General features: G+C 62.1%; 15 protein-coding genes, 1 tRNA gene and 5 pseudogenes. 16 read left to right on the top strand and 5 right to left on the bottom strand.

The features are described 5' to 3' along the window. Window positions 1-45 precede the first annotated feature (45 nt). From ACFQAU_RS01960 to ACFQAU_RS01940, 5 genes are read left to right on the top strand one after another with little or no spacing between them, the layout of a single operon-like run. On the top strand, window positions 46-1,113 hold the full coding sequence (locus tag ACFQAU_RS01960) for a glycosyltransferase (RefSeq protein ID WP_386280151.1): 1,068 nt from the start codon (window positions 46-48) through the stop codon (window positions 1,111-1,113). A gap of 11 nt (window positions 1,114-1,124) precedes the next feature. Further along, the gene (locus tag ACFQAU_RS01955; RefSeq protein WP_386280148.1) at window positions 1,125-2,033 is read left to right on the top strand and encodes an HAD-IIB family hydrolase; all 909 of its coding nucleotides are present in this window, start codon (window positions 1,125-1,127) and stop codon (window positions 2,031-2,033) included. Next, window positions 2,030-3,187: a glycosyltransferase gene (locus ACFQAU_RS01950; protein WP_132445821.1), complete on the top strand. Its 1,158-nt coding sequence runs from the start codon at window positions 2,030-2,032 to the stop codon at window positions 3,185-3,187. The genes ACFQAU_RS01955 and ACFQAU_RS01950 overlap by 4 nt, the downstream gene beginning before the upstream one ends. Beyond that, window positions 3,159-4,103, top strand: coding sequence for a glycosyltransferase family 2 protein (locus ACFQAU_RS01945; RefSeq protein WP_132445824.1), 945 nt, complete (start codon window positions 3,159-3,161; stop codon window positions 4,101-4,103). Before ACFQAU_RS01950 ends, ACFQAU_RS01945 begins: the two co-directional genes overlap by 29 nt. Continuing rightward, on the top strand, window positions 4,100-5,257 hold the full coding sequence (locus ACFQAU_RS01940) for a glycosyltransferase (protein WP_132445827.1): 1,158 nt from the start codon (window positions 4,100-4,102) through the stop codon (window positions 5,255-5,257). The genes ACFQAU_RS01945 and ACFQAU_RS01940 overlap by 4 nt, the downstream gene beginning before the upstream one ends. Here the strand turns inward: ACFQAU_RS01940 and ACFQAU_RS01935 are convergent. Beyond that, window positions 5,254-6,003: a Crp/Fnr family transcriptional regulator gene (locus ACFQAU_RS01935; protein ID WP_132445830.1), complete on the bottom strand. Its 750-nt coding sequence runs from the start codon at window positions 6,001-6,003 to the stop codon at window positions 5,254-5,256. The two genes, ACFQAU_RS01940 and ACFQAU_RS01935, sit on opposite strands and share 4 nt — an antisense overlap. A 370-nt stretch (window positions 6,004-6,373) precedes the next feature. On the opposite strand from ACFQAU_RS01935, the gene ileS reads away from it, so the two are divergent. Together ileS and ACFQAU_RS01925 are read left to right on the top strand one after the other, a co-directional pair. Further along, a complete protein-coding gene (ileS, locus tag ACFQAU_RS01930) occupies window positions 6,374-9,295 on the top strand; it encodes an isoleucine--tRNA ligase (protein ID WP_132445833.1) in 2,922 nt (973 codons plus the stop codon). A gap of 221 nt (window positions 9,296-9,516) precedes the next feature. Further along, window positions 9,517-9,996: a methylated-DNA--[protein]-cysteine S-methyltransferase gene (locus tag ACFQAU_RS01925; protein WP_386280139.1), complete on the top strand. Its 480-nt coding sequence runs from the start codon at window positions 9,517-9,519 to the stop codon at window positions 9,994-9,996. A gap of 15 nt (window positions 9,997-10,011) precedes the next feature. Here ACFQAU_RS01925 and ACFQAU_RS01920 read toward each other — a convergent pair whose 3' ends face one another. Continuing rightward, on the bottom strand, window positions 10,012-10,707 hold the full coding sequence (locus ACFQAU_RS01920; RefSeq protein WP_120350612.1) for a CDP-alcohol phosphatidyltransferase family protein: 696 nt from the start codon (window positions 10,705-10,707) through the stop codon (window positions 10,012-10,014). Between the two features lie 267 nt (window positions 10,708-10,974). Here ACFQAU_RS01920 and rpmB point away from each other — a divergent pair, with 267 nt between their 5' ends. Beyond that, entirely contained in the window at window positions 10,975-11,274 is a 300-nt protein-coding gene (rpmB, locus tag ACFQAU_RS01915) for a 50S ribosomal protein L28 (RefSeq protein ID WP_067625199.1), read from the top strand. Window positions 11,275-11,530: 256 nt separating this feature from the next. Further along, window positions 11,531-13,182 (top strand): annotated as a pseudogene (locus ACFQAU_RS01910) (BCCT family transporter). 21 nt (window positions 13,183-13,203) lie between these two features. Here the strand turns inward: ACFQAU_RS01910 and ACFQAU_RS01905 are convergent. Both ACFQAU_RS01905 and ACFQAU_RS01900 read right to left on the bottom strand, forming a co-directional pair. After that, window positions 13,204-13,902, bottom strand: coding sequence for an NAD-dependent deacylase (locus tag ACFQAU_RS01905; RefSeq protein ID WP_132445836.1), 699 nt, complete (start codon window positions 13,900-13,902; stop codon window positions 13,204-13,206). 6 nt (window positions 13,903-13,908) lie between these two features. Beyond that, window positions 13,909-14,903: pseudogene (locus ACFQAU_RS01900) on the bottom strand (LysR family transcriptional regulator). A gap of 191 nt (window positions 14,904-15,094) precedes the next feature. On the opposite strand from ACFQAU_RS01900, the pseudogene ACFQAU_RS01895 reads away from it, so the two are divergent. The 7 genes and pseudogenes from ACFQAU_RS01895 to ACFQAU_RS01865 all read left to right on the top strand — a co-directional run bounded on the left by ACFQAU_RS01895 (window position 15,095) and on the right by ACFQAU_RS01865 (window position 18,638). Beyond that, window positions 15,095-15,969: pseudogene (locus ACFQAU_RS01895) on the top strand (carbon-nitrogen hydrolase family protein). Between the two features lie 80 nt (window positions 15,970-16,049). Beyond that, on the top strand, window positions 16,050-16,268 hold the full coding sequence (infA, locus tag ACFQAU_RS01890) for a translation initiation factor IF-1 (RefSeq protein WP_005978431.1): 219 nt from the start codon (window positions 16,050-16,052) through the stop codon (window positions 16,266-16,268). Window positions 16,269-16,357: 89 nt separating this feature from the next. Then, window positions 16,358-16,935 (top strand): annotated as a pseudogene (locus tag ACFQAU_RS01885) (Maf family protein). Next, a pseudogene (locus tag ACFQAU_RS01880) lies at window positions 16,932-17,964 on the top strand (ribonuclease E/G). Before ACFQAU_RS01885 ends, ACFQAU_RS01880 begins: the two co-directional pseudogenes overlap by 4 nt. Beyond that, entirely contained in the window at window positions 17,961-18,152 is a 192-nt protein-coding gene (locus ACFQAU_RS01875; protein ID WP_067625290.1) for a DNA gyrase inhibitor YacG, read from the top strand. The pseudogene ACFQAU_RS01880 and the gene ACFQAU_RS01875 overlap by 4 nt, the downstream one beginning before the upstream one ends. 115 nt (window positions 18,153-18,267) lie before the next feature. Continuing rightward, window positions 18,268-18,342, top strand: a tRNA-Phe gene (locus ACFQAU_RS01870). Window positions 18,343-18,464: 122 nt separating this feature from the next. Then, window positions 18,465-18,638 carry a CsbD family protein gene (locus ACFQAU_RS01865; RefSeq protein ID WP_082849461.1) on the top strand — a complete coding sequence of 58 codons (174 nt, stop codon included), beginning with the start codon at window positions 18,465-18,467 and terminating at the stop codon, window positions 18,636-18,638. Window positions 18,639-18,701: 63 nt separating this feature from the next. Here ACFQAU_RS01865 and ACFQAU_RS01860 read toward each other — a convergent pair whose 3' ends face one another. Continuing rightward, the gene (locus ACFQAU_RS01860) at window positions 18,702-18,860 is read right to left on the bottom strand and encodes a YqaE/Pmp3 family membrane protein (RefSeq protein ID WP_120350618.1); all 159 of its coding nucleotides are present in this window, start codon (window positions 18,858-18,860) and stop codon (window positions 18,702-18,704) included. Window positions 18,861-18,972: the final 112 nt, after the last annotated feature.

The raw sequence follows: 18,972 nt of genomic DNA, 5'->3' as shown, positions 1-18,972 counted from the left end.
CATTGCCCTCGGGGGTGCCTCACGGCGCCGTCTGTCAACTATGGCGTGACCGAAGATACCGGCGGTCACATCGCCTATATCTTGGGGGCCGCCCGCGCGCAGGCGGCACGGGGTGATGTGGATTTGGTGCAGATCGTGACCCGTGCTTTCGATGAGCCGACGCTCGGGGCGGTTCACGCGCAGACCGAACAACAGGTCAGCCGCAGCCTGTCGATCCGGCGGCTTTGGACCGCGCAGCGGGGGTATCTGAGCAAAGAAAACCTTGCCGCGGAAATTCCCGCACTGGTGGATGCTTTTCTAGAGGATTTGGCGCAGACGCAGCGGTTGCCGGATGTGATCCACGCGCATTTTGCCGATGCGGCGCAATTGGCACTGGAGGCGCGCGCGCGGTTCGGCATCCCGGTGATCTATACCCCGCATTCGCTGGCGCTGAGCAAATCGGGGCCTGCAGTAGATACCGACCGGGTCGCGGCGGAACGGCGCGCGCTGCTAGAGGCGGATGCGGTGGTGCTGTCTTCGCGCGATGAGGCAGAGGTGCAGGTCGCCGCCTATGGGGCGGATGCGCAGGCGCGGGTGCACCGTGTCTCTCCGGGTGTGTCGCTGCGCCGCCCGGCAGAGGCCGGGGCGGGCCGCGCCTTGCTGGCGGATAGGCTGAGCGATCCCGACCGCCCTACGCTGCTGGCCGTGGCGCGCCCCGTGGCCCGCAAGAACCTTGCAACCTTGGCGCGGGTCTATGCGGACAGCCCTGCGCTACAGGCGCGGGCGAACCTTGTGATCCTCGCAGGGCAGCACGGCGATGCGCTGCAGGCGAATGCAGAGGCCCGCGCGGAACTGACCCGCCTGCGCGAGACGCTGGAGGTGCCAGCGTTGCGGGGCAAGGTGGCATTGCCGCCCAGTCATACGCAGGGCGATGTGGCCGCACTTTATGACCGCGCGGCGCAAACGGGCGGGGTTTTCGTGAACCTCGCGCTGCATGAACCCTTTGGCCTGACCATGTTGGAGGCGGCCTCTCATGGGTTGCCGGTGGTGGCGACGCAAGAGGGCGGGCCTGCCGATATCGTGGCGGACCTTGGCCATGGCATCTGTGTGCCCCCCGCGATGTGGAGGCGATAGAGGCGGCGCTGTTGAAGCTTTTGGACGAGCCTGCGTTTTGGGCGGAAGCATCGGAAGCTGGGCGCGCCAATGTCGGGCGCTACGACTGGTCGAAATGGGCCGAGGAGGTGCAGTTTATCTGTGAGGATATCTGCCACCCTACACCGCTCACAGAGGCGCCGGTCATGTTGGCCAGCGATATCGACAACACGCTAACCGGCTGCGCGCCTTCCGCCGCTTTGTTCAAAGCATGGATCGCCCGCGACCGCCCTGTATTTGCGGTGGCCACGGGCCGCAGCCTGCCAGAAGCCCGCCGGGTGCTGCGCGAGTGGAACCTGCCCAGCCCGGGTGTGTTCATCACCTCCGTGGGGACCGAAGTTTATCTGCCCGATGCAGAAGGGCGGCTCTGTCTGGACGAGCGTTTTGCTCAGAAGCTTGATGCGGGCTGGGACCGTGCCTGGGTGGAACGGGCGCTGAAGGAATTTGGCTTCAACTGGCAAGCGCGGGTTGAGCAGCGGCGCTGGAAGCTCAGCGGGTTTGGCGACATGCGCATCGCACGCCGGTTGGAGCGGCATCTGGCGCGGCGCGGGGCGGCGGCGCAGATCGTAGCCTCCCATGGGCGATTGATTGATGTTCTGCCCTTGGCCGCGGGCAAGGGCCCTGCGGTCTGTGCCGCGGCGCGGCGGTTGGGCATGCCGATGGACCGGGTCGTGGTGGCCGGGGACAGTGGCAATGATTTCGATATGTTGCAGGCCGTGGAGGATGGGCCGGGCCGGGGCATTTTGGTCGGCAATGCGATGGACGGGCTGCGCGAACGTCTGAGCGGCAGGCGGCTCTACCATGCCCGCGCGGCCCATGCGGCGGGGGTCTTGGAAGGGCTTGAGACCTTTGGTTTCGCCCTCAACGCGATGGAGCCGCCAGTCAAGATGGTGGCGCAATGACGCGGCCCATCGGTTACTTCGTCCACCATCAGGGCCGGGGCCATGCGGAACGCTGCGCCGCGGTGGTCAACGCGCTGCCGAAAAGCCAGCCGGTGACTGTCTTTTGTGCCAAGCCCGATATCTTTCCCGCCTTCACCCGGCAGGTTGAGCTTATTGCCCTGCCGTCGCTCTTTGAGCCCACAGGATACGAAGACATCAACGATACCACCAGCGCGCCGGACACGGTGCATTGCGCGCCGCTCGGCTGGCCGGGCATTCGGCAGGCCATGGCGCAACTGGCCTCTTGGTTTGCCAGCGCCAACCCGGTGCTGATGATCAGCGATGTCTCGGCGGAGGTGGCCCAACTGGCACGGATTTGTTCGGTGCCGCATGTGAAAGTGTTGCAACACGGCCAGCGCAGCGATCCGGGGCATCAGGCGGCCTATGACGGGGCGGTTGGCTTACTTTGCCCCGCTGCAAAGGCGCTGGCGCAGCCTGATTGGCCCGCGCGGCATATGGGAAAGACGCATTTTGCCGGGGGTTTGGGGGTCGACGTAAAACGACCCGATCCGGCGCGGCGCGCGATGTTGCGCGACCAGCTTGGCATCGCGCCGGATCAGCGCATGGTGGTTGTCATGTCAGGCGGGGGCGGCACCGGATTTGCCTCGGCGCCCTTTGGCATCGCGGCGCGGGCGCTGCCTGAGACGGCATTTGTCACCATCGGTCGGATGGCGCAGGATTGGCATGCGACCGAACCTGCGAACCTGCACCATCACGGTTGGGTCGATAACGCGGCGGATTATCTGGCAGCGGCGGATATGGTCGTGGCCTCGACAGGCAATACCACCTGTCATCAGATCCTCGCCGCCGAGACGCCGTGGCTGGCCGTGCCGGAGTGGCGCTATTTCGATGAACAGATCGAAAAGGCTGCGGCGCTGCACCGCGCGGGGGCGGCGCATCATCTGCCGCATTTCCCGTCCTCTGCCGGGGCATGGCGCGCGGCGATCCAACGCACGTTCCATACCCATGACCCGGCCCTGCAACGCGCTTTGGTCGACGAAGATGCCGCGGCTAAGACCACCCGTTGGCTGACCGGCCTGACCGATCAGTTGCTATCCGAAACATCCAATGAAACCGGAGATTTACATGACATCGTTCACCCCATCCGTGCCTGAAAACACCACAGTCAGCGCGCTGACGCTTGCGCGGGGGCGGGCGGCGCATCTGCGCAATGTGATCCTTGGCCTGACCCGTCAGACCCGGCAGCCGGATGAACTGGTGATCGGGGTCATGCAAGACAGGCTTTATGACGATCTGCCACAGACCGATTTCCCGATCCGGCAGGTGCAGGTCACGGGCCGCGAACTGCCGCTGTCACGCGCGCGCAATACCGTCGCGGCAGAGGCCATGGGCGATTGCCTTGTCTTTCTCGACGTGGATTGCATTCCGGCCCCAGAGTTGATCGCCGACTATATGGGCTATGCGGTGCCGGGCAACGGGCTGATCATGGGCGAGGTCAATTACCTCCCCGCGGGCACGGCGACCGAGGGATGGAGCTATGACACGCTCAAAGCCGTGGCCGTGCGCCATTCCGACCGCCAAGGACCGCCCGCAGAAGGGCTGAAGCGCTGCAACGATTACCGCTGCTTCTGGTCGCTGAACTTTGCCATTCACCGCGCGGATTGGGACCGCTCCGGCGGGTTTGACGAACGTTTCACCGGCTACGGGGGCGAGGATACCGATTTTGGCCGCGAATTGGACGAACGCGGCGTGCCGATTCACTGGGCAAAGGGGGCGAAGGTCTTTCACCAGCATCACCCGCATTGCATGCCGCCGATCCACCACATCCCATCGATCCTGCGCAATACCGAGATCTTTGCCGACAAATGGGGCCACCGTACCATGAACCACTGGCTCACCGCTTTTCGCCTGATGGGTTTGGTGGGGGCTGATGGCGATGCGCTGGTGCAGCTGCGCGAACCGGATGCAGATGACTTTGCGCTTTGTGAGCAGCAGTCAGACCAGCCCTATGCCAATACCGCGCGTGTGCTCCGCTATCTGCGGGGCGAAGAGCGGATCGCGGCGGAATGACCCTGCGCATCGCCATCGTCGGCCATATTCGGCACCCCATCGCCCCGCCGTTCAAGGGCGGGATGGAGGCTTTTACCCATAGCCTCGCCCGTATGCTTGCCGAGCGGGGCCATGACGTGACCCTGTTGGCCAGTGGCGATAGTGCAACGGGTTTGCCGCCGGGTGTCAAACTGCTGCCGATTTGCGAGGCGCATTACGACGCGCGCTATCCGTGGCATGAGTTTCACGGCACCGATGCGCTGAACGACCACCTCGATGCCTGCTACGCCCGCGCCGCGCGACTGCTGCTGGAGGGGCGCTTTGACGTGGTGCACAACAACGCACTGCACCGCTACCTGCCGCGGCTCTCGCGGGCAGAACGTCTGCCGATGGTCACTTCATTGCATATTCCGCCCTTCAAAGTGCTGCGCGGCGCGCTGATGGATGGGGCGGCGCCATGGCATCTGTCCTCTGTCGTGTCGGCTCGGCAGCGCGGCATCTGGTGGCCCGAGGGCGCGCCGAAAACGGCGCATGTGGTGCACAACGGGATCGACCTATCCGAATGGCCCCAAGGCGGGCCGGGCGACGGAAGCGCTGTCTGGGCCGGGCGCATTACCCCGACCAAGGGCACCCATCTGGCGGCAGAGGCGGCGCAGATCGCCGGGGTGCCGCTGCGCATCTACGGCGTGGTGGAGCATCAGGACTACTTTAACGATATGGTAAGACCGCATCTTTATGACGATGTGGCCTATGTTGGGCATTTGAATACACAAGCCCTTGGGCAGGCCTATGGCAGGGCGTCGGTGGCGCTGTTTACCCCGCAGTGGGAGGAACCCTTTGGCCTCGCGGCGGTAGAGGCGATGGCGACGGGCCTGCCAGTGGCCGCGACGCCGCATGGGGCGGTTGAAGAAGTGTTGGGCGAGGCGGGCGTTATTGCTGTGGATGACAGCCCCGTGGCCTTGGCTGAGGCACTGCGACAGGCGCTCGCGATCCCCGCCGAGGTGCCGCGCGCCCGTGTGGCGCGGCTGTTTGATGCGCAGGCGATGGTGACAAAGTTCGAGCGGCTTTATCACGCGGCCCTAGCGCAGGGCGACGTGGCCGTGCCGCACAGAACATATCCGGCGATCGCCCTGCATGTGGAGGGTGCGGATCGGCCTCTGGCAGAGGCAGGTTAAAGGGCCGCTTCGGACTGCGGCATATAGAGGTAGGCAGGCTCGAACTGGCCGACCTTATGCAGCCCCGCGCGGTCATGGATCAGCAGTTTGCCGCCCGTTACGGCACAGCAGCCGTGTTCGCGCAATTCGCGCAATGTCCGGCTGACATGCACCGAGGTGAGGCCGGTAGCATCGGCGATGTCGGTCTGGCGCAGGTCGAAGGGCAGGCTTTGACGCTCCATACCGTAGGCGGCGGACATGCGGGCATCAAACTCGCTCAGGAAATTCGCGACCCGGGCGAGCGCGCGCATGGCGCTGTTGCGCATCACCCAATGGCGGTGGATGGAGGCATCGACCAAAGTCATGAGCCAGAGGTTCCGGGCCATTTCGACATCGCCATTCAGCAATTCGCGCAGCGGCTCATGCGCGATCATGGCGACCCGCGTATCGGTCAGCGAAATGACGTCATGGTCTAGCCGTTTGAGCGGGAAGGCATGCAGATCGACAAACTCTCCGGGGAACTGCAGGGCGACGAACGTGCTCCGCGCGCGCTGCCCGCGGGGCACGCTGCGGGCGATGAGCCCATCCAGCAGCAGCAGGCTATAATCTAAGAAATCACCCCTGCGGCTGATCACGGCGCCCGGCGTAAATTGCTTGTGCTGGGTCAACAGCGGCGCAAGCCTAGCCCATTGCGCACCGTCTAGATGGTCCACCATGCCACAGGGCTTGACCGACATATCGTTGTAAAAGGAGTCTTTGATCGTCACACGTAAGTCTTTCGCCCAATGAAAATGACGCGGGTCCTTAAATGCAGGGTCCGCGGGCTATATCTTTTATCGAAAGGCTTATGATGCTGTTTTTGCCGAAAAATTCAAGGGAAGGCCGGGGATCATAAAAAATGTTAAGTTTGGCGGGCGGCGCATGTGGCAGGATTTTCAGCACGGATTGTTGCGCTTCTTCCGGGGCTTGTCGGGGCAGGGGGGCTGTTTATAAGCGCCCCTATGACACGCCTCACCGCGATCATTATTCGAATTATATCCCCGGCGCTCTGAGCAATTGAGACGCCGGGCCGAGGTGCTTGAGCCATTCGCACCGACCGAGATTGAATAACCCCCATATGCCTAAAGGACGCTCCCCATGTGCGCCGAGACCCCCGACTACAAAGCCACGCTGAACCTGCCCAAGACCGATTTCCCCATGCGCGCCGGATTGCCCAAGCGCGAGCCCGGCTGGTTGGAGCGGTGGGAAAAGATCGGCGTCTATGACCGCCTGCGCGAGAAAGAGGGGCGTCAGCCCTTCACGCTGCATGACGGCCCTCCCTATGCCAACGGGCATTTGCACATCGGTCACGCGTTGAACAAGACGATCAAGGACATGATTGTGCGCAGCCATCAGATGATGGGCTATGACGCGCGCTACATCCCTGGCTGGGACTGCCACGGCCTGCCGATCGAATGGAAGATCGAAGAGCAGTACCGCAAGAAGGGCCGCGACAAGGATCAGGTGCCGATTAATGAATTCCGCGCCGAATGTCGCGAGTTCGCCCGCGGTTGGGTCGACGTGCAGCGCGAGGAATTCAAGCGTCTGGGCATCACCGGCAATTGGGAAAACCCCTATCTGACCATGGATTTCCATGCCGAGCGTGTCATCGCCGAGGAATTCATGAAGTTCCTGATGAACGGCACGCTTTATCAAGGCTCGAAGCCCGTGATGTGGTCGCCGGTCGAAAAGACCGCGCTGGCCGAAGCTGAGGTCGAGTATCACGACAAGGAAAGCCACACTGTTTGGGTGAAGTTCAAGGTCGTCGGCACAGAAGGCGATCTGGACGGCGCGCAGGTGGTGATCTGGACCACGACGCCTTGGACCATGCCCTCGAACAAGGCCGTGGTGTACGGCGAGGGCATTTCCTATGGCCTTTACGAAGTGACCAGCACACCGGACGAATGCTGGGCCAATGTGGGCGAGCGTTTCCTGCTGGCCGATGATCTGGCGGCGGATGTATTTGCCCGCGCCCGTCTGGAAGACGGTATGTGGAACCGTGTGCGCGGTGTCGAGAATGACGAATTGGCCAAGATTTCGCTTTTGCACCCGCTGGCCGGCGCCGAAGGGGCGGAGGGCGAGTGGGATGATCCGCGAGATTTCCGTGCCGCCGATTTTGTGACTTCGGACGAGGGGACTGGCTTCGTGCACTGCGCGCCGTCGCACGGTCTTGAGGAATACGAGCTTTACCGCGATCTGGGCATGCTGCCGCAGGTCATCACTTATAACGTCATGGAAGACGGGCGTTTCCGCGATGATCTGCCGTTCTTTGGCGGCAAGGCAATCCTCAAGCCGAACGGCAAAGAGGGCAACGCCAACAGCGCGATCATCGACAAGCTGGTTGAGGTCGGCGGGCTGCTGGCGCGTGGCAAGATCAAGCACAGCTACCCGCACAGCTGGCGCTCCAAGGCGCCGGTGATCTACCGCAACACGCCGCAGTGGTTTGCCGCGATCGACAAGGTTGTCGGCGACGGGCTGGATACGCATGGCAAAACCATCCGTGAGCGCGCGCTGACCGAGATCGACAACGTCAACTGGACGCCGAAATCGGGCCGTAACCGCCTGCATTCGATGATGGAGGCGCGGCCTGACTGGGTGCTGAGCCGCCAACGTGCTTGGGGCGTGCCGCTAACCTGTTTCGTGCGCAAGGGTGTCGCCCCAACGGATGAAAATTTCCTGCTGCGCAATCCTGAGGTCAATCAGCGTATCGTTGAGGCCTTCGAGGCCGAAGGCGCGGATGCGTGGTATGCGGAAGGCGCGAAAGAACGCTTCCTTGAGAACATCGTCGATCCGGCAGAGTTCGATCAGGTGACCGACATCCTCGACGTTTGGTTTGACAGCGGCTCGACCCATGCCTTCACCCTGCGCGACCGTGAAGACGGGACCGAGGACGGCATCGCTGACGTTTATATGGAAGGCACCGACCAGCACCGCGGGTGGTTCCACTCCTCGCTGTTGCAGTCTGTGGGCACCACGGGCCGCGCGCCTTACCGCAACGTGGTGACGCACGGTTTCACGCTGGACGCGAAGGGCATGAAGATGTCCAAATCCATCGGCAACACCATCGTGCCCGAGAAGATCGTCCAGCAATATGGCGCCGATATTCTGCGGCTTTGGGTGGCGCAGACCGATTACACCGCCGACCAGCGGATCGGGGATGAGATCCTCAAAGGCGTGGCCGACAGCTATCGCCGCTTGCGCAACACCATGCGCTATATGCTCGGCGCGTTGAATGATTTCAGCGAGGCGGACCGGGTTGATCCGGCAGATATGCCGGAGCTAGAGCGGTGGGTGCTGCACCGGGTGGCGGAACTCGACAAGGTGGTGCGCGACGGCTTTGCGCGCTTTGACTTCCAAGGTGTGTTCCAGGCGGTGTTTACCTTTGCCACGGTCGATCTCTCGGCCTTCTATTTCGATATCCGCAAGGACGCGCTTTATTGCGATGGCGATACCCTGCGCCGCCGCGCCGCGCGCTCGGTGCTGGATATCCTGTTCCACCGTTTGACGACATGGCTGGCGCCGGTATTGGTCTTCACCATGGAAGAAGTCTGGCTCGAGCGCTTCCCCGGTGACGCATCTTCGGTGCATCTGGTGGATATGCCCGAAACGCCCGAGGCATGGCTGAACCCGGAACTGGCCGCGAAATGGGCCAAGGTCCGTGCCGCGCGCCGTGTGGTGACGGCGGCGCTGGAGGTGCAGCGGACCGAGAAGGTGATCGGTGCCTCGCTCGAAGCAGCCCCCGTGGTGCATGTGGCCGATGAGGCGCAGCGCGACGCATTGGAGAGCGTGTCTTTCGAAGATGTGGCGATTACCTCGGACATCACCGTAACCGGCGACGAGGCCCCGGCTGAGGCTTTCCGCATGCCCGAGGCGCAGGGCGTCGCCGTGGTGTTCGAAAAGGCCGAAGGCGAGAAATGCGAGCGTTGCTGGAAGGTGCTGCCGGATGTCGGCACCCATGAGTATCCCGGCGTTTGCGGGCGCTGTGATGAGGCGGTGCGTGAGGCTTTGGCGGACGCCTGAGCCAGCATTAGAACTGAAAATGGCGGGCGGCGGTTTATCTGTCGCCCGTTTTTCTTTGCGCGACCCTGATCATATGTCCTGCCCGGTGGCACACCCGCTGGAGGGCAATTTTGCAGCGTTTCCACAGATCGCACCTTCAGCGCCTCTTGGACGCCCATGCCCGCCGGAAAGGTAGCAACGTCCCCTAGGGAGGGCGATGCCCTTAGCGCTCTTTCGCACATGTGATTTCTGGCGCAGAGTGGCGCGATGAAACAAGCCTCCTCTCCACGCCCTTCGGCGATCTGACCCTGACCGAAGAGGACGGAGCGATCACGGCGCTTGGGTGGGGGCAGGCAGCGCGGCAGGATCGCTCGGATCTGCTTGATGCCGCGCTGCGCCAACTCAAGGAATACGCGACAGGCGAGCGTCAAAGCTTTGACCTACCGTTGCGCGTTATGGGGAGCGATTTCCAGCGTGCGGTCTGCACCGCGATTCTTGCGATTCCCTTTGGCCACACCCGCACCTACGGAGAGATTGCCCGCGACCTCGGCGTGCCTGCGCAAGCGGTCGGCGGGGCCTGTGGCGGCAATCCGATCCCGGTCATTATCCCATGCCACCGAGTGATGGGGGCGAAGGGTCTGACCGGCTTTAGCGGGGCGGGCGGGGTTGAAACCAAGGTCGCATTGCTGCGCCATGAGGGCGCGGCGGGGCTGCTGATTTAACCCCGCGAGGCAGGCTCAGTCTTCGGCGAGGGGGATCAACTGCTGCGCAGCACCAGCACAGATCAGGTAGATCGAGGTGATCACCAGACCCCAATGGGCCCAGCTTTCGGGGTGAAAGTTCACCCAAGCCGACCAGCCCGCGAAGAAGGTCCATGCCAGCGCCATGGGCAGCGTCACGGGGCGCCAACGCTCGGTCCGGACGGGGTGCACGAATTTGATCGGCAGAAACATCGCTGCGGCAAGGATCGTTACAACAATCAGGCTGATCCACCATTCGGGCTGCAACGCAAAGAGCACCAGCACCAACATGTTCCAGCAGCCGGGAAAACCTTTAAAGGAATTGTCCTTTGTTTTCATTCGGGTGTCGGAAAAATACATGACACTGGCAAAGGTGATTATAATGATCATCGCCCAACCGCTCCAGCCATCCATCAGGCCCGAGGTGAACAGCGCGAAGGCCGGGATGAAGACATAAGTGAGATAGTCGATGATGAGGTCCATCAAGACACCATCGAATTCGGGGGCGTTGGTCTTCACATCGTATTTGCGCGCCAGCGGGCCGTCGATACCATCGACGAAGAAGGCGATCACCAGCCAAAGGAACATCAGGTCCCATTTCTCTTCCACGGCGGCGAGCATGGCAAGCATTGCCAGCACCGCACCGGTGGCAGTGAAAAGGTGAACGAAAAGAGCGCGCATCTGTATGGTCATGTGTCTGCATCGCAAATCCGCCGGGGGATGCAAAGGAAACTCTGGCGTGGGCGGCAAAAACCAGCGTAGCAAAGGCGGGTCAGCGGGGGCGCAGTTGACGGGGCCGGGCGTTGCGCAGGAAATATGCCCAAGTCCCGCGCTTCGGGTTGACGGCTACCGCGATTCCCCTTAAAGCCAGCGAACCAATTCAGGGTCGGCTCTGCGCGGCCCCCACGTTATGTGTTTTTCCGGATCGCTGGAAGGACACAACAGCAAAAGGATGAACCCATGTCGCGCCGTTGCGAATTGACCGGAAAAGGCCCGATGACGGGCAACAACGTAAGCCACGCTAACAACCGTACACGCCGTCGGTTCTTGCCGAACCTCAACGACGTGTCGTTGCAGTCCGAAGCACTGGGCCGCGCGTTCAAGCTGCGCATCTCTGCCGCAGCCCTGCGCAGCGTCGACCACCGCGGTGGTCTGGACAAGTTCCTGGCGAAAGCCAAGGACGTTGAACTGTCCGACAATGCGTTGAAAATCAAAAAGGCCATCGCGAAAACCAGCGCGACCGCCGATGTGCTGAGCTAAGGCTTACCACAGACCAGATTGGGGCCTCGATCCGAAAGGATCGGGGCCTTTTTCGTTTTGGGCTTAGGTCTTTCTTAAGGGTTTCCCGGCTATCAGGATGGCACCCCGCGCTGCCATTGGCGGTTTTGTTGCGCAGGGGTATGTTTTTATTCGGGAAACCTTGGAAATGCGCCCTAATTGATCCTCTGACATTTGTTGTTCTGGCCATGCTACCTGCCAAGCGGGGCTCAGACCGTGCATCAAGATCGGAGATTTCATGACTGACCCCACCCCCGGCACGCCAAACTCTAGCCCGCCCTCGGGCACGCCCGCCGACACGAATGAGATCGAGACTGATTTCGAGGTTGGCCAAGACAACATCGACGGGACATTGGGCCCGCTGGGCTTTGACATCCACAACCCGGTCTTCATGGTGTCCGGCCTGACGGCAGTGGCCTTTGTGCTGCTGACGATGCTTTTCCCGGATCAAGCCGGGGTGGTCTTCCTTGCTGTTCGGGATTTCGCCACCACCAAGCTGGACTGGCTGTTCATGATCATCGTGAACATCTTCGTTATCTTTTGTATCGTGCTGATTTTCTTGCCCATCTCCAAAGTCAGGCTTGGCGGGAAAGAGGCCGTGCCAGAGTATTCCTACCTTGCTTGGTTCGCCATGCTTTTCGCCGCGGGCATGGGCATCGGGCTTTTGTTCTTTGGCGTGCTTGAGCCGGTGTATCATATGAACGTCTCTGGCCCCTTGGGGGTGCCCCTGCCGATTGCCGAAGATGGGTCGATCATACCTGAGAATGTCGAGGCCGCCCGCGCCATGGGGCTCGCGGCGACCTTTTACCACTGGGGGCTGCATGGCTGGGCGGTCTATGCGATCATGGCGCTGGCCTTGGCCCTGTTTACCTATAACAAGGGGCTGCCATTCTCGATCCGGTCCTGTTTCTATCCGCTTCTGGGTGATCGTGTCTGGGGCTGGCCGGGGCATATCATTGATATCTTGGCGGTTTTCGCGACGCTTTTTGGTCTTGCCACATCGCTTGGCTTGGGCGCGCAGCAGGCCAACGCGGGGTTCAACTTTGCCTTCGGGCTTGAAATTTCGACCAACGTGCAGGTGGTCATCATCCTTTTGGTCACTGCCGTGGCACTGGTGTCGGTCTGGCGCGGGTTGGACGGCGGGGTAAAGATCCTGTCGGAGGTGAACATGATCGTGGCGGTCCTGTTCTTCCTCTTTGTGCTGTTCGTGGGCCCAACGTTGGTGGGGCTTGATGGCTTTTGGACCGGCTTGGTGGCCTATACGCAAGAGATCATTCCGCTTTCCAACCCCTTTGGCCGCGATGACGACGGCTACCGCGAAGGGTGGACGGCGTTCTATTGGGCGTGGTGGGTATCTTGGGCCCCTTTCGTGGGCATGTTCATCGCCCGGGTCTCACGCGGGCGCACGGTGCGGGAGTTTATCATCTGCGTGCTGCTGATCCCCTCCCTCATCATCTTTATCTGGATGGGCGTCTTTGGCGGTATTGCGATTGATCAAATCCTGACCAGCCCCGAAACATCGTTGGTGAAGGCCAATGTGATCGACAGCTATTCGCCGGAACTGTCGCTTTTCGGGATGTTGAATGAACTGCCTTTCACCAAGGTTGCCTCGACCATCGCGATTCTCTTGGCGCTGGTGTTCTTTGTTACCTCGTCGGATTCGGGGTCGCTGGTTGTCGATACGATCACCGCGGGGGCAAAATCGACGCGCCGGTCCCGCAGCGTATCTTTTGGTGCATCGTCGAAGGGTTGATCGCCATCGTGCTGTTGATCGGCGGCGGGCTCTCGGCCCTGCAGGCCGGGGTCACGGCGACGGGTGTGCCCTTTGCAATCTTGATGCTGGTGATGTGCTATACGGTCTACAAGGGTCTGCGCAGCGAACCGCGCTGAGACTATCTGGCGCGCCGTAACTTAGCGGCGCGCCGCCAAAACCTCTGCCACCCATTCGGGGACCGTCTGGCTGGCTGGCCCGATGCGATGCTCCGCGAACTGATTGCCCACGGCAGAGCGTTCGAGATTGAATTCAATCGTATGCGCCCCGGCGCGGCGGGCCTCGGCGACGAAGCCGGCGGCGGGGTAGACGTTGCCGGAGGTGCCAATCGCGGCAAAGACATCCGCCTCGGCCAGATGATCAAAAAGTGCGTCCATCTCATAGGGCATCTCGCCAAACCAGACGATATCGGGCCGCGCGGCGGGGGCGTTGCAGGCGGGGCAGGGATCCCCCGGTGCCATGACCATGGGCGCAGGCCAGCGGTAATCGCAGGCGGCGCAGAGCGCGCCTTTGAGGGCGCCATGCATGTGCATCACCTGTCGCGAGCCGCCCTGTTCGTGCAGATCATCGACATTCTGGGTGATGACGACCACCTCGCCGTCAAGCTCGGCCTCTAGCCGGGCGAGGGCGCGATGTGCGGCGTTGGGCGACACCTCGGCCGCCTGTGCGCGGCGGGCGTTGTAGAAATCGACCACCAGTTTTGGATTACGGGCGAAGCCTTCGGGGGTGGCCACGTCTTCGACGCGGTGCTGCGCCCAAAGGCCATCGGAGGCGCGGAAGGTTTCAAGCCCGCTTTCGGCAGAAATGCCCGCGCCAGTAAGGATCACGATCTTGGTCATGGGCTATTATTCTCCGATCGGGTTTTCGGCTTCAAGCAGGTGAAACCCATCCGCCAACCACGGCAGCTGCGCGATGGCAGGGGCGATCATATGCGTCTGCATCAACTGCCGCATGGTCTGGGCAATGTCGCGCGGCACCGGGCCAGACCATTCGGCCCCGGCGAAGAGCGAAATCGTCCGGGCGGGCAGCGGGGTGTTCAGGGGGCGGGCAGGGGATGCGCGGCCAGCCGGTCGTGGAAACGGGCGGCGCGCATGTAGCCCAAGGGCGTCGTTATCGCCCAGCCAATGCCCCGTGCCACCATGGCCATTAGTGCCAGATGGCTGCCGATCTCGAACCGTGCGCGCAGGTTGTGGCCCTGAGCGGTAAGATGTGCCTCGATCTGTCGCGCGATCAACTGGTCGGCGGCGTAGCGCAAAAAGGGTAGGTCGGTGCTGCCGCGCAGCAGGGCCTCGGGGGCATAGGGCGCGCCCGCAGGGGTAACGAGGATGAAGGGGTCGCGGGCCAGCGGGTATTCCAAAACCCCGTCAATCGGTCCGTCGATCTGCGCCGAAAGCGCCATATGCAGGCTTTGATCGCGGAGCGCCTGGGCCAGTTCGTTGCTGCCTGCGGTGATCATGCGAAAGCGGCACCCGGTCAGGCTGTCGCCAAGGATTGTGGCAAGGCGCGGGGTCAGGTCATCGTCGAAATCATCAATCACACCGAGGTTCAGCGCCTCCAGATGGGCCAGATCCATCACCGTGACTTCGCTCTGCGCTTGGCGCAATTCGCTGAGCGCCTGTTCGGCCCGGCGCAGAAACATCTGCCCGGCTTGGGTCAATCGCATGGGGCGGCGGGTGTGATCGACCAGTTCCGCCCCGATGGCGGCTTCGAGGTTGCGCATCTGCTGGCTGACGGCGGGCTGGCTGAGCCCCGTGGCCTCTGCTGCCTGCGCCACCGATCCGCTGCGCGCGAGCGCCTCAAACACTTCGATGCCCCGAAGGGTGATGCCTTTGTTCAGCATGTGGTCCCAACTCTTTCGGATCTTGTGAAACCATGGGCGGCTCAGGTCAAGCATTTGCCCATCGAAGTGGCAGCATATCTGTTGATTTCGGGAAAGCGACGGGAGGCGCTTCGGGCCCACGGGCCGCCCCCTTGAAGCCGCCGCCAAAGCTGCGCAGACTGCGGGCAAACAGCCCTCAGGAGCCTCTCCGAATGAAAATCGCCACAGCTGCCTATCCGCTCGATGTTTTGACCTCATGGGCGCAGTACGAAGACAAACTGGCCCATTGGGTCGCCGAGGCCGCGGTGCAGGGGGCGGAACTGCTGGTTTTTCCCGAATATGCCGCGATGGAATTGGCCACGCTGGATGGGGCCGAAGTGGCCGCCGATCTGGAGCGCTCGCTTTTCTCGGTCTCGGACAAGCTTGAGGAAGCCGACCGGCTGCACGTGAAGCTCGCCACCGAGCACAATGTGCATATCGTAGCAGGCTCTGGCCCCGCGGCGACCGAGAGCCGTCCGGTCAACCGCGCGCGGCTGATCACGCCTACGGGGCAGGTGGGGGTGCAGGACAAGCAGATCATGACCCGTTTCGAGCGTGAAGAGTGGGGCGTGATCGGAGGCAATGCGCTTCAGGTTTTCGAGACCGCGATTGGCAAGATCGGGATTTTGATCTGTTATGACAGTGAGTTTCCCCTGCTGGGCCGGGCGCTGAGCGATTGCGATGTGATCTGCGTGCCCAGTGTCACCGAAACGCTGGCGGGCTATTGGCGGGTGCGCATCGGATCCATGGCCCGCGCGTTGGAGAATCAGTGCATCACGGCGATGTCTTCGGTGGTGGGCGCGGCGGATTGGTCCGAGGCTTTGGGGCAGTCTTTTGGCGCGGGGGGATTTTCTGCCCGCCGGATCGCGGCTTCCCGCCGACGGGCATTTTGGGGGTGCGAGAGGTTAATGCCCCCGGCTGGACCGTGGCCGAAGCCGATTTGGCGCAGGTCGGAGAGGTGCGCGCAGATGGCATCGTACTCAACCGAAGAGACTGGCAAGATCAGATTGGCCGTGACGGAAAGGCGATAAACGTCGCTTTGCGCTGAATCCCCTTGAAAAAGCGCAAAAATGCGCCCATTTAAGCCTGCGCCCTCAAATTGGAGGGTTTTGTGCTCAAGGAGAGACCATGGCCAAGGAAGATACGCTCGAATTTCCCGGTGTCGTGAAGGAACTCCTGCCTAACGCGACGTTTCGGGTCGAGCTGGAAAACGGCCATGAGATCATCGCGCATACGGCAGGCAAGATGCGGAAAAACCGCATCCGTGTTCTGGCTGGCGACAAAGTTCAGGTGGAAATGACACCCTATGATTTGACCAAAGGTCGGATCAACTATCGCTTCAAGTAAGCGGCACCGCGTTCGCGCGTTGCGCGGCGCAGGCGGGGCCGTGCGCGGCCCCGACCGGGCTGCCGGCCTCAGGCAAAGAGGCCCATAAGATGCAGTTCATTCTCGGATCAGGATCACCGCGCCGGTTGGAGCTTTTGGCCCAGATCGGCGTGGTCCCCGATGCCATCCGCGACCCCGACATTGACGAGACACCCCATAAGGTCGAACTACCGCGCCCCTATTGCGCCCGCATGGCGCGTGAAAAGGTGGCGGCTGTGCCCGCTGGGGCGGATGACATCGTGCTCTGCGCGGACACCACTGTGGCGCTCGGGCGGCGCATCCTCGGCAAGCCCGAGGATGAGGCTGAAGCCGAAGCTTTCCTGCGGTTGATGTCGGGCCGTCGGCATAGGGTGGTCACTGCCGTTGCCGTGAAGCGGGGCGACAAGCTTTGGCAGCGCGATGTGCAAAGCAACGTGAAGATGAAATCTTTATCCGAGCCTGAGATCGCCGCTACCTTGCCACCGGCGATTGGCGCGGCAAGGCGGGTGGATATGGCATCCAAGGCCCCGCCGGCGCGCTGATCCCATGGATCAGCGGCTCATTCACCGCAATCGTCGGCCTGCCATTGGCCGAGGCTGCGAACCTGCTGCAAGCGGCAGGCTACCCATTTGACGGAGGTGCCGCATGAAGGGCCGTACGATCATTCTTGACCATCTTGGCGATGTTGAAGCTGCAGCACTCATGGTGGATGGCAAGCTGGACGATTTTCTGGTCGACAGCGACGCGCCGCGCGTTGGCACAGTATATCGCGCGATTGCCGACCGCCCGGTAAAGGGGCAGGGGGATGTTCCTAAAGACCCCCGATGGGGCAGCGTTTCTGCGTCAGATCAAAGGGTTGGCTCCCGGCCAGACGATCCTTGTGCAGGTCTCGGGCCATGCTGAGCCGGGCAAGGCGATTCCGGTGACCAATAAGCTTCTGTTCAAATCGCGCTTCGCCATCGTGACGCCAGATGCGCCGGGGCTGAACATCTCGCGCTCTATCAAGGACGAAGAAGAACGTGACCGGCTGCTTGAAATCGCTCATGAGGCCGCAGGCGGTGCTGATCTGGGTCTGATTCTGCGGTCCTCCTGCGCCGGGGCCGATGGCGAGGATATTGCCGAGGATATCGCGAATATGTTGGCGCTTGCGGATACTGTGGCCAATGACGACGCGCAGGAGATGGAGGTGCTGAGCGAAGGCGATGGGCCGCATCTGCTCGCATGGCGCGATTGGACCGCGCCCGCCGAGGTGGTGACCGAAGCCGGGGGCTTTGCCGATCATGGGGTATTGGAAGAGCTTGACCGCGTGTCCTCCTCCCAAGTGTCGCTTGGTGGCGGGGCGTCGATCTTTGTCGAGCCGACCCGCGCGTTGGTGGCCGTGGATGTGAACACGGGCAGTGACGCCTCGCTCGCGGCTGGGGTGAAAGCCAATATGGCCTGCGCCAAGGCGCTGCCCCGCGCGTTGCGTCTGCGCGGGCTGGGCGGGCAGATCACGCTCGATCTGGCCCCCATGCCCAAGAAAGACCGCCGCACCTTCGAAAGCGCGCTGCGAGCGGCCTTCCGCGCCGATGACGTGGACACGACGCTGGTCGGTTGGACGCCTTTGGGTCACTACGAATTGCAGCGTAAACGCGCCCGTCCGGTGCTGGCGGAGGTGCTTGCGGGGGCAGGGCAATGAGCTGCCCGATCTGCAAAGCCGAAACCATCAAGGCACACCGCCCCTTCTGCTCGCGCCGCTGCGCCGACATCGATCTGGGCCGCTGGTTCAGCGGAAGCTACGCCGTCCCCTCGCGCGATCCTGAAGACGTTGAAGCAGCCATCGAAGCCGCCGAAGCAGCACAAGACCGCCCCGCAAAGCCCCATTAAGACAGGATAATTTGCGTTTCGTGAAAAGAAGTGGGTTTCGGGGCAAAATGGGGCTGGACACCCCGCGCTACAGGTCCTAGAACCCGCTCACCCGACCTCGAAAGAGGTGACCCGTGCCCGGGTAGCTCAGGGGTAGAGCAGTGGATTGAAAATCCTCGTGTCGGTGGTTCGATTCCGCCCCCGGGCACCATTTGTACCAAACCAAACAAATCGCACCCTCCGCCCCTGCCGCGCGCGCGACTTCCGCACCCGGCCCGGAACCTCCGCCAGCTTTCTGACGTTGTCCCTCTACCCATATAGAGGAGAGCAACCATGGCGAATGACGACCAAGCTAAAGGCAAGGCGAAAGACATCGGTGGCAAGCTGAAAGAAGAAGCTGGCGATGCCACAGGCAACGACGACCTCAAGCACGAAGGTCAGGCCGATCAGGCTGAAGGCAAGGTGCAAAAGGGCGTCGGCGACGCCAAAGATAAGCTATCAGACTAATCGCAAAAGCGCGCCTCTGACCGGAGGCGCGCTTTTCTGTCTGAGCCGCAAGGCTAGGCGCGCTCACTTCTTGATAATGATATAGATCGCATGGACGATCCCGGGGATGTAGCCCAGTAGCGTTAGGATGATATTAATCCAGAAGTGCTTTCCTAGACCTTCCTGCAAGAACACCCCCAGAGGGGGCAATAGAATAGCGATGATAATGCGAATGATGTCCATAGTGTCACGCCGGGGCCGCCGGGCTCCTTTCTAGGTGGGTTAGTGGCTGGTCTAAGCTAGCCCTCATCAGCCAAGCGGCCAGGGATGCCGTGACAGGCGCGGGCAATTTACA

Source organism: Sulfitobacter profundi (assembly GCF_042661425.1).
Classification (GTDB): Bacteria; Pseudomonadota; Alphaproteobacteria; order Rhodobacterales; family Rhodobacteraceae; genus Sulfitobacter; species Sulfitobacter profundi.
This window is presented reverse-complemented; position numbering and strand designations above follow the sequence as displayed.